Origin of the sequence: Rubripirellula obstinata (assembly GCF_001642955.1) — a bacterium.
Lineage (GTDB): Bacteria > Planctomycetota > Planctomycetia > Pirellulales > Pirellulaceae > Rubripirellula > Rubripirellula obstinata.
Genome location: NZ_LWSK01000159.1, coordinates 1 through 11,000, shown reverse-complemented (window position 1 = coordinate 11,000; position 11,000 = coordinate 1). Strand labels below are relative to the sequence as shown.

Annotated in this window: 9 protein-coding genes; 3 read left to right on the top strand and 6 right to left on the bottom strand. The window is 54.9% G+C overall.

Going from position 1 to position 11,000, the window contains the following annotated elements; all coding sequences use genetic code 11:
* Nucleotides 1-273: 273 nt before the first annotated feature.
* Both RC85_RS23150 and RC85_RS28645 read right to left on the bottom strand, forming a co-directional pair.
* Nucleotides 274-612: a DUF1499 domain-containing protein gene (locus RC85_RS23150; protein ID WP_068267115.1), complete on the bottom strand. Its 339-nt coding sequence runs from the start codon at nt 610-612 to the stop codon at nt 274-276.
* 20 nt (nt 613-632) lie between these two features.
* On the bottom strand, nt 633-1,223 hold the full coding sequence (locus tag RC85_RS28645; RefSeq protein ID WP_235033129.1) for a hypothetical protein: 591 nt from the start codon (nt 1,221-1,223) through the stop codon (nt 633-635).
* Between the two features lie 155 nt (nt 1,224-1,378).
* Here RC85_RS28645 and RC85_RS23140 point away from each other — a divergent pair, with 155 nt between their 5' ends.
* The 3 genes from RC85_RS23140 to RC85_RS23130 all read left to right on the top strand — a co-directional run bounded on the left by RC85_RS23140 (nt 1,379) and on the right by RC85_RS23130 (nt 5,860).
* Nucleotides 1,379-4,258, top strand: a complete 2,880-nt coding sequence (locus RC85_RS23140; RefSeq protein WP_149752513.1) for a hypothetical protein — start codon at nt 1,379-1,381, stop codon at nt 4,256-4,258.
* Nucleotides 4,227-4,439, top strand: a complete 213-nt coding sequence (locus RC85_RS23135; RefSeq protein ID WP_068267113.1) for a hypothetical protein — start codon at nt 4,227-4,229, stop codon at nt 4,437-4,439. Before RC85_RS23140 ends, RC85_RS23135 begins: the two co-directional genes overlap by 32 nt.
* Nucleotides 4,440-5,299: 860 nt before the next feature.
* Nucleotides 5,300-5,860 carry a methionine-R-sulfoxide reductase gene (locus RC85_RS23130; protein ID WP_235033130.1) on the top strand — a complete coding sequence of 187 codons (561 nt, stop codon included), beginning with the start codon at nt 5,300-5,302 and terminating at the stop codon, nt 5,858-5,860.
* Between the two features lie 46 nt (nt 5,861-5,906).
* Here the strand turns inward: RC85_RS23130 and RC85_RS23125 are convergent, their stop codons facing one another.
* The 4 genes from RC85_RS23125 to RC85_RS23110 are packed head-to-tail and all read right to left on the bottom strand — an operon-like array spanning nt 5,907 to nt 10,483.
* Nucleotides 5,907-7,007: a Gfo/Idh/MocA family protein gene (locus tag RC85_RS23125; RefSeq protein ID WP_261340488.1), complete on the bottom strand. Its 1,101-nt coding sequence runs from the start codon at nt 7,005-7,007 to the stop codon at nt 5,907-5,909.
* 5 nt (nt 7,008-7,012) lie between these two features.
* Nucleotides 7,013-7,831, bottom strand: coding sequence for a glucosamine-6-phosphate deaminase (gene nagB / locus RC85_RS23120; RefSeq protein ID WP_084422961.1), 819 nt, complete (start codon nt 7,829-7,831; stop codon nt 7,013-7,015).
* A gap of 2 nt (nt 7,832-7,833) precedes the next feature.
* Nucleotides 7,834-8,613, bottom strand: coding sequence for a PIG-L deacetylase family protein (locus RC85_RS23115; protein WP_068267112.1), 780 nt, complete (start codon nt 8,611-8,613; stop codon nt 7,834-7,836).
* Between the two features lie 58 nt (nt 8,614-8,671).
* Nucleotides 8,672-10,483 carry a sodium:solute symporter family protein gene (locus RC85_RS23110; protein WP_068267111.1) on the bottom strand — a complete coding sequence of 604 codons (1,812 nt, stop codon included), beginning with the start codon at nt 10,481-10,483 and terminating at the stop codon, nt 8,672-8,674.
* Nucleotides 10,484-11,000: the final 517 nt, after the last annotated feature.

Below are 11,000 nucleotides of genomic sequence, written 5' to 3'. Positions count from 1 at the left end.
GCGGTTAGTAGTAGCTTCCAGTTGCCGCTCCGTCCGGGGCAAGCCCGGCGGAAGCACTCAACGTCGCGGTGAGAATGAAACCTGCGCAAACGAGAACTGATGCAATCCCAAAGATTTAGCGGTCCAGACGATGCCCACGCGGTTAAACGAACTAACACGTGTCTTCCGGGACCAAATCTCTTCACGGCTTTGGGTTCAGTCCACGGTTGGGCTCAAGCTCGACTGAACCCTGGCGGGATCAGCTACGGGTGGGGGCGTCGGGCAAATCGACTTTTACAGCCACGCTTTCATCTGTTGCAGATTACGAGCGTTCTGCCCCAGGTCGCCCTTACCGACTCGCGATCGACTGGACGCGTACAAACGTGTTTGGCCGTCTTGGTCGCTCGACAATTCAATCCTCACGTCGTCAACAAAACCAAACAGCTTGGTCCTTCGAATCGCGTGCAGAACGATTTGATCGTCTTTGCCGGCCTGCGAAATGGTTTCCCATTGCCGGTGCGAATCGAAGGCAACGTTTAGCTTTCCAGCGATTTCCACCGGCGAACCTGGCAAATCATCCAATTCCAGCTTCGCGTGGTTGACGGTCAAACCGAGGATCAGTTTTTCAAGCATCGAGAATTCAGTTCACCTTCCTATTCGCCGCGGCCGAGTTGATCGAGTTGTTCTTTGTATTCGTCGCGTTCGCGGCGAGTGGCTTCGAGATCGAAGATCAAGTACTTCATGTCGAGACGCAGTTGCGAAAGTGCTTCTTGAACCAGGGTCAGGATTCGGCGACGGCGGGTGCTGCATTCGACAACGCGAGTCAGTGCGGGAGCGACGACATCGCGATAACGCTCCGGCAGTGATTCGATCGCTCGTGCCATTTCTTGCAGCTCGATCGGGGTTTCGTCGTTAAGCTTGTCGGCGGTTCCGATGGACTTTTGCATGAATGCTCTCTTGTCGTGGATGGCGTGACGTGGATGGTTGGGTTTTCGTTGATTGCCTTCCATTGCATTCAGAGTGCCGAAATCCAAATCGGAACCCGTGGCGGACGCGTAAGTCGTTTCTGGTCCAGCGTTTACGCGAATGCCGTCTGTTTGGCCTCGGTTGGTCTGCGTTGCAAATTGGCAACATCGACTGAGGCACCGAATCGTTGAATTCGGCTTGGCTTGTTGGCGTAAATCTTGATATAGAAACAGCTTGCGTCCGGCGATGTTGCCTAGCGACACCATGGGGTTTTTCATCAACGCCCGGTCGCACCCGTCCAACATCCTACTAATTACGAGCGGCCAGTGGTGACGAAATCGAAGTCTTTCGACAATTCGATGTCCACGGCGGCCCGCGTTACGTGGCGATTGTTCCGCTTTGAGCCAACCGAGTCAATGATCGAATGTTCGCCGTGAATTTGAATCGAACCAAATCGCCGTCAGTGATAACGACCTGGCAAACTCTGCGGTCCAACTCGCGGGTTTGTACCCTGCTGCTAATCACCTTTTTCGCATTCCAATCCACCGCCAACGCACAACTCCACGATTCACTCGACGCCTATCCGCCGCGGTTCTTCTTGGGCGCTTCCGATTGCGACGCTCGAGTGATCCAACACGACAGTTCCGTGACCGGCGGCGTGAACGGTGGTGCTTGCGAAATGGTTACGATGGTCGCGACCAGCGGCACCGAAGCTCATTTGGTTTACCCGATCGAACCGGTGCGGCCGATCGACGATTTGAACGCCGTGATCCAAGTGATGAGTGCCAATGAAGGTGCGACGATTGGCTTTCGAGTTCGCTATCCGTTTTTGCGAGACCCTGAAACTCGCCGGCCAGTATCAGTCATCGTCTTTGGTGCCAGCTACGCATCGCCCGGCGAATTCGCATCAATCGGAATCGGGGCGATTCAACGTCCTTTGCAGCTAAAACAGATGTCACTGCGCAGCCAGTATGGTCCCGAATCTGATTTGCAGGATCCCTACGTCGATGCCGTCGTCATCAACGCCTACGGAGGCCCCGGAACGACCGCGATTCGAATGGATGAACTAAGAGTCGAAGGCATGATTCCCGTCAGTGCGGGTGTGATCACGGGAAACCGACACAGCAATGAAAGCAGCAATGAACGTAGCGGTGATGAAACTCGTTATCGCTTGCAACCCGGATCGTCATCAATCGAAAACGATCGCGACTTGGAAAGCGTCACCAACTCGCTTGCCTTCCCCGTCGGACGAGTCACGCGAATCTTGCAACACAGTGGCGAACCTTTGGCGTGGGTCAGGACACTTGGGTTCGACGCAGTCCTATTGCGCAAATCGCCCGACGCCGCGATCCTGTCCGAAGCGATTCGCACTCGAATGAAAATCTACGCGCCGCCACCACAATCGCCTGACCCGACTTTGGCTGCGATGTTGGAACCCGTTGCCGGTTGGTACATCGGATCCGGCGAAGCGCTGGACGAACGGCAACTCGATACGGCCACCGAAACGATCGCTCGCTTGAAAGCCTTGCCGACTCGTTGGCAACGCCCGATCGTCGCCGCCCCCAGCGATTCGTACTTGCGATACGCGTCGATGGTCGATGCGATCATTGACGATTTGCCGCCGCCCGCCCGCTCGCTTCGCGGATCCGAAGAATCGGCGCAGCTAACCCAGCGCCGAACCTTGATGGCTGATCGTGCTCAGGTCGCCAGCGGCGTCGCCAGCATGCCGCCTGAATCGATGTTGGTCCAAGCCGAACAGATCGCCGACGCCATCGGCGCACCACGTCCATCGAATTACCGCTGGCAAGCGATGTGGTTGCAAACGATGCGATCGCTGCAGCAAGCCCCCGCCGCCATCCTGTATCGATCGACTCGGTCGTTGGCGTCAGGTTCAGAAATGGACCAGGCACGTGCGATGTCGATGAGTTTTACCAACCGAATGGTGGCCATGATCGAGCCGTGGATCGTCGCATCGACTCCATCGGCACCGCCAACCGTCCAGGGCGCTGCCTACCAATGTTCGCAGCAAACCACAGGCTCAACCGATCTGCTGGTTTTGACCTCCGATGCAACGCGTGGTAGTGAAGTGTTGGCTGGCGACGGACAAAGTCTGCGCATCAAACTGGGCCCGTCCGAAACCAACAAAACAGCTTGGCGGTTGACGCACTTTTCAGCCGAGCGTTTGACACCACGAACCAATTCACTCGGTGGCGAGATCGAAATCGTTTCGCCTGACGCTGTTGAGATCATCGTCCTTAGCAGCGACCCCGCCGTTGGTAGCCAACTGGTTCGCCAATCAAGCCGCTACGCCAAACAAGCCAGCTTGGATCGTTGGCAACTAGCCGCCGCGTCCGTCATGCAGGCTCGTTCGGGTTGGGATCAAGCGATCGCGATGCGTGCAGTCGGCGACGCCAGCCCCACCAACCTGATCGCGGTCGCCGAGCAAACGTTGTCGCGAGCCGAACCAGCCTATCGTGCTGGCGACACCGACACAACGATCCGCATGGCTTGCCGAGCCGATGCGTGGGCGATGCGAAGTTCATGGCAATTAGCCGAGGCCCTGATGCCGCACTGGCCGATGCCAACCAGTAGCCCGCCGATCGATTTTGGTGCGACCGAAATTCAATCGTTGTGGCGACCGCTGATGAACGACGAAGGCTGGGGCGAAAACCTGTTAACCGCGGGCTCGCTCGATTCAGCCGAATTGGTTGGCCCAGGACGCTGGACATTTGGTCGGCGATTGGAAAGCCGGGCTCACAGCGAAGTTGGGCACATCAATCGCGGATCGTTCGCCGGTCCAGGGGCGCTGCGTGCTCGCGTGACCGCGCTTGGAAGTCAAACATCGGCCGATTCACTCGGCGGCGGATACGCCGGAACGGTGGTTCAAATTCGCAGCCCATCGATTCGTCTGCCTGCCGGTTCAGCGATCCGCATCGACGCAATGGTTCGCACCGTCGGTTTCGGCGGGCCGCATCAAGGCGTTTTGGTTTACGACGGCATTGGCGGTCAACCGATGGGCGTGCTGGTTCGCGGTCGCAGCGATTGGACGCCGGTGCGTTTGTATCGGCAAACGGTTGCCGATGGCCCGGTGTCGGTGATGTTCGAATTGCTGGGTGCCGGGGAAGCGATGATTGACGAGGTGACGCTGCGAGTCTGGCAACCCAAACCTGATTCCGGGATCCAGTTCAGGCCGATTGCACCGGACACGGTCGAAATCGGCTTTGGAAATGTTTATAATCAGGCAGACCTTTCCAACTCATCTCCAACGAGTCTGTCATCCGATGCAGCAAATCAAAATCTTCAAAGGCGTTGACACTGAGATTCCTGAAATGGAACGCCAAATCAATCGTTGGATGCGTAAGAGCGGCGCAGAAATTATCTCGATCCAAAGCAGCCTCGCGCCCCAGCCAAACAAAGGCACCGGCCCGATGAATTCTTTCGCCGGCAGCGACATCATGGTGGTGCTGCATTATCAGATCGATGCACCGTCGTAGAACGAAATTCGTTCTGTGAGGCGAGGCTCCGCGAGAAGTGGACTGAACCCTGGCGGGACCAGCTACGGGAAAACCGGGAAGTTATTTCGGGACAGTCACTAAAGTAGGCCGTAGCGAGTGGAGCGAGTTACGGCAGGGGTTCAGTTGGGTACAGCTAGTCATGGACTGAACCCTGGCGGGACCAGCTACGGGAATACCGGGAAGTCATTTCGGGACAGTCACTAAAGTAGGCCGTAGCGAGTGGAGCGAGTTACGGCAGGGGTTCAGTTGGGTACAGCTAATCATGGACTGAACCCTGGCGGGACCAGCTATGAAAAAACCGTGAAGTTATTTCGGGACAGTAATCGACAGGCCGGAAAGCGTCAAATTTTTTCGCGAACCAATCCCTTTTCACCTGCGTCCAACACAACGCCACTCTGTTTTTCCAAGCAAAAAAGGGTCGAAAACGCAGGCGAAAATTTCTCTTGCACGATCCTTGACTCGTGAGGATAATGGAGGCAGTTGGATCGCGATAACGCGTCGCGATTGACCCCTTCCGTACGGCGATTGATCTCTTCTGGTTGGCACCTGGATCATGAACCGTCGAACCAACGTCTGAAAGGAGGTGAGCAAGTGGATTTATGCTGTACTAGCCAACGGGGTGATAACCGTTAGTCGATGTCGGCGGACCTAGGCTACGGCCATGGTCACCCCACTCGCTGATCAACTGTCGATAGATTCGATTTGAAGATTGAGACTGCTTGAAAAGCAGCGAGAAACAGCCCCGCCTGTCGAGATCGCCTTGGTCTTGGCAGGCGGGTTTTTTATTGCCCCCACCATAAATTACATTTTCCTAAATTCGCAATCATCTCAAAAATCTTATGTTCTCACGAAGCCTGATCGCTTGCCTTGGTGTTAGTCTGTGTTGGATGGTGGTCGCGGGCTGCGATAACAGTGACACTGCTGCCAATCCAGTATCCGCAAATGTTGTTAAGAAAGTTGAAAGCGAAAGCGTTATGAGTGAACAGCCAGCAAAAACGGTCACCGGAAAGTACAACGAACTGGACGAGCAAGAATCGTACGTGATCCTGGAAAAAGGTACCGAGCGTCCCGGTGACGGTGGATACACGCTGACCAAAGACGCAGGCACCTACATTTGCCGACAATGCAACGCGGCTCTGTATTCATCGAAGCACAAATTCATCAGCCATTGCGGTTGGCCGAGCTTTGACGATGAAATCGAAGGTGCGGTGGAGCGACATCCAGACATCGATGGTCGCCGAGTCGAGATCGTCTGCGCTAATTGCCAGGGCCACCTCGGCCACGTTTTCGAGGGCGAACGATTGACCGATAAAAACATCCGTCACTGCGTCAATTCAATCTCGATGAAATTCATCGCCGATGGGGAAGAGCTTCCCGCGATGATTAAGTCTGTCGATTAATGTGAACGCCATTTCGTAGGCCGTGTGTCGCAAACACCAGTTCCAACTACAGCTCAATCATTTTCTTGGATCGAAACGACGCTTCCGCCGCTTCGACGATTCGCATTGAATTCACTGCGTCACGTAGATGCTCAGTCAAATCAAGGTCTTCGCGAATCGCTTTCAAAAAGTACTGCTGCTCGCGTCGGCAGAGTTCGTCGTGATCGGGTTCGTCATCCAAGTTGATGACCTCGTCCTCGCGAGCGAATTGGCCGCTGGCGTCTAATTCGCTGTGATGAATACGGATGGAATTGGTTTGAGTGTGGGCGTCAACGTTGGCACTTTGCCCCGCCGCTGCGGCTGAATTGGCGACAATCGACACCGAACCTTTGGGGCCGACAACGTCTTTGATAAAGAACGCCGTCTCGCTCATCATCGGGCCCCAACCGGCTTCGTACCAACCCACCGAACCGTCTGCAAACGTGACTTGCAGTTGTCCGTAGTTGTTGATGTTCGGTGCGACTTCGTCGGTCAAACGAGCACCGATTCCCGAAACGTGCGTCGGGTTGGATTCCGTCATCTGAGCCATCACGTCCACGTAATGCACGCCGCAATCAACGATCGGCGAAACCGTTGCCATCATATTCTTGTGCGTCTCCCAACTTTCCGCACACGAACTCTGATTCAAATTCATCCGCATCACCAACGGCTTGCCTAGCGACTTGGCTATTTCGATAAACCTAACCCAACTGGGATGATGCCGCAGGATGTATCCGACAACGACTTTGCGGTTGGCCTGTTCGGCTTGTTCGATAATTTGCTTCGCCCCATCGACCGAATCCGCCAACGGCTTTTCAACAAAGACATGACACCCAGCCTGCATCGCCTTCGACGCAAACTCGGCGTGAGTTTCCGGGTAGCTGGCAATGCAAACGGCATCAGGTTTGGTCGTTTTCAACGCTTCGTCAAAATCAGCGAAGTGTGGGTAGTCGCTTTGCAAATGAGCGTTCAGGTCATCCGCCGATTTTCGAGATCGAGTGCAGATGCCGACCACCTGGAACCCGTCGATGTCCTGATAAGCCTTCGCGTGCGATCGTCCCATGTTGCCTGCGCCGATGCACAAGACGCGAATGTCGGGCGTGGTTGTTTCTTGCGTTGATAAACTCAATGGGTTCACTTTGAAGTGTTGGATAGGTTCAACTTGGACGCGGCAGCATCATCCATCAGGAATCTGACGTCACCGTGTTGCTGTAAGAATGTTGCCGGAATCGATTCGGTAATATCGCCGCAAACGGTTCGCTCCACAATCGCCGACTTGTGTTCACCGTAGGCCATCAAGCGAATGCGTTGAGCGTTCAAGATGGTTTGCACGCCCATCGTCACGGCATGATGAGGCACGTTTTCAAGACCGTCGAAGTTTTCCGCCGCGTCGTTTCGCGTCACCGAATTCAGCACGACCATTCGGGTGACGGTATCAGCATCGGACCTAGGTTCGTTGAATCCGATATGCCCGGTTCGACCGATCCCCAACAACTGAAGATCAATTCCACCGGCCGCTGCAATTTTTGATTCGTAGTCATCGCAGAACTTGCCGACCGATTCTTCTGCAATCGTGCCGTCGGGGATGTGGACGTTTTCCGAAAGCACATCGACATGGTCAAACAGGTTCTCGTTCATAAAACGAACGTAACTCTGTGCCGCATCGGGGGCCATCGGAAAGTATTCATCAAGATTGAACGTGACCACATTTCGCAGCGATAAATTCTCGTCGCGATGCATCCGAATCAGCTCGCGATAGACACCCATGGGCGTCGACCCTGTTGCCAATCCCAGCACACACGGTTTGCCTGCGCTCGCGCGCTCGCGAACCAGAGTCGCAATCTCGGTCGCAACCACCTGACTGGCTTCGCTTGCGTTCTTAAACACCGATAAGCCGATGCCGGCGTGAATTGCATGGATCGGATACCGATGCTGATTGGTCGATTCAGGCAACGCTATGGGTCTGCATTTTTGGGGGATAACAATTCTGTTAGGACGTCATTGGCTGGATAGCCGTGTCCCCGATGTTGCACAAAGCACTCGGCCGATTGGACGCCCATCTGACGACCGCGAACCGCATCGTGATTTTGCATCGCAACCAGATAGTCATCAATGCCGTTGTGAACACGCAACCATTCTCGTTGACTCTTGTGACACGCCAACATCGCCGTCTTTCGATCACTTTGATCCGACACATCGACCATCGTCGTCGGCTCAATCACCTTGCCGTTGCGGTCCATGCCGCCATGCCCATCGCAATAGTACAAGTGCGGCACGGTGGATCCGTCGATCAGTGGAAGTTCGGACGCGTTTGGTGCGGCGTAGACGAAGCTGGCGGCACGACCAAGTTGGCCGGTGATTTCATGGTCGGCGTGATAGTCGGATAGGGGCATCGTGATTGCCAGCGTTGGCGCGACTTTGCGAAACAAATCAATGGTCTTTTGCAGTGCCGATCGGTCGTAGACAAGCCGTCCATCGGGTTCGCCCAAACAATGATAAGTCGCCCCGATCAACTGTGCCGCTTCGGTCGCCTCCGCCATTCGCATCCGAGCGACCTGATCGGGGCTGCCCGTGACAGCACCGCAATCACCAGCGGTCACGGTTGCGATATGAACCGACCAACCAGAATCGACCAATCGGATCAGCGTACCGGCGCACGCGATTTCCGCATCGTCGGGATGTGCCATCAACGCCAACGCGACTTTGCGATCGGGATTTGAATCAGTCTGGGGCACGCGTGCATCTCGGCTAGGTGTTGGTGTTTCAGCAAGGTTGGTGATGAACCTACGCCGTTCAGCTTTCTTGCAGTCTACCGTTCCGCTGCCAAATCACCATCAGCCCAACGATCGAAAGTGCCGTGACCACGGTTAAAATGGATGCGTTGGTGGTCTCGCCATACATCCACAACCCGGTGGCAAACAACGCACCGTAAACCGCCGCACAACCTAGCACCATGCACAGGATCGCTGATGGAATGTGGATCGCTGTGTCTTGGGCAATTCGGTTCTCCGCCGCTAATTCCGCGTAGACGTGTCGCCAACCCGGGCCACCAGGATTGATCTTCACGCAAAAGTCTTTCAGGACTGCCGAATCGGTCGGCGTGCTGATCAGCGTCGCACTCACCCAAGCGACCGTTGTCAGCGACACACCGATCAGCAGTTCCTGCCAGGATTCAAAACCGAAATCACCCAATTGGAATCCCACCGCGACAACAAACGAAACCACCATCGCCACCAATTCGCTGACAGCATTAATCCGCCACCAAAACCATCGCAGGATAAACAGCAACCCGGTCCCCGCACCGATCTGCAGCAGAATCGAAAACGCCTGCAGAGCGTTACTCAATTGCAATGCCAAGAAACCTGCGGCAACCATCATCGCGATTGTTGACACTCGGCCGATCAGCACTTGCTGTCGATCGGTCGCATCAGGCTTGATGAATCGTTTGTAGACATCGTTGACCACATACGACGATCCCCAATTCAAATGAGTCGAAATGGTGGACATGTAGGCGGCCGCAAGCGAAGCCAGCACCAGCCCCAACCAACCCGACGGCAAAATAGCCTTCAACATTGCTGGGTAAGCCAAATCGTCATCAATGATTTCGGGGTTAACATCCGGAAACGCCTGACGGATACTTTCCAGATCAGGGAAAACGATTAACGAGCACAACGCGACAATGATCCAAGGCCAAGGACGCAGTGCATAATGTGCCGCATTGAAAAACAGCACTGCCGCGGTGGCGTGCGATTCGTTTTTCGCCGCCAACATCCGCTGGGCCAAATAGCCGCCACCGCCCGGTTCCGCGCCGGGATACCAAACGCTCCACCACTGCACCGCGATTGGCATGATCAACACGGAAATCAGCAAGTTCAAACTCTCTGGCGTCACCGAACCGTCGCCGGCGTATTCCAAATGCGGCACTAGGTCCAACTTGCCGGCCACGTTGGGGTGCGAAAAAAGAGTGGACAAGCTGCCGATATCAACATGCCCAATCGCGAAAAACGCCGCGGCAAACGCTCCAATCAGTGCAATGAAAAACAGAAAGAAATCCGTTAACAACACGCCTGTCAAACCGCCCATCGTCGAAAAACACACCGTGACAGCGGAGGCGTAAACAATGCATTCCCAGGGAGCCAGCCCCAGCATCACGCCGCCGATTTTGATTGCGGCCAGCGAAACGGAGGCCATGATCATGATGTTGAAAAAGACGCCCAGATAGATCGCGCGAAAACCTCGCAAAAACGCAGCGGACCTGCCACTGTATCGCAGTTCGTAAAACTCGATGTCGGTCAGCACGCCCGACCGACGCCACAGCTTCGCGTAAAGGAACACCGTTAGCATCCCGGTCAACAAAAACGCCCACCAAACCCAATTCCCGGCGACTCCGTTCTTGCGAACAATATCAGTGACCAAGTTGGGCGTGTCCGTCGAAAACGTCGTCGCCACCATCGACATGCCCAACAACCACCACGGCATGTGACGACCGGATAAAAAGAACGACGCAGAATTCTTTCCGGCCTGTCGAGCGGAATAGAAACCTATCATCAACGCGAGCAAGAAAAACCCGATCACGAACCCATAGTCGAGCGTACTGAGTTCCACAGGGTGACCTTCTTTTGTTGTTCGAGCAAACCGGCAACGATGATCGCCAAAGCCTATCCGAACTAGTCCACGATTGGAAACTGCCGGCTCAGTAGGTCCGCGAAACACAAGGGTGTCAGGTACCTTTTTGGAAACACAAAGGTGTCAGGTACCTTTTTGGTTGTTTAGGAAAGTTTTGCATTGCCTGTTCGCGGATGAGTTGGGCAAAACGATGGAGGGGCAAAACGATGGTGCGCGGTCTTAGCACTGATTGAGCAAGCGGGCCGCGCATCATCGTTTTGCCCCTTCATCGTTTTGCCCAATTTCTCATCACCGTTTCCAGCGACGAGCAAGACGAAGGTGTCAGGTGCCGTTTTGGTTGCTTAGAAAACTTTTGCTTTTGGTACCCGGCACCTGGTATGTCCCCTAGATCAACAGAAATCTGCAAAAGGGCCATTCGAGTGCTTGAATTGGAAGAACTAAAACCCCTTCCACCCAAGAGTCACTCGAATGACCACTACAAAGAATTCTACCCGCA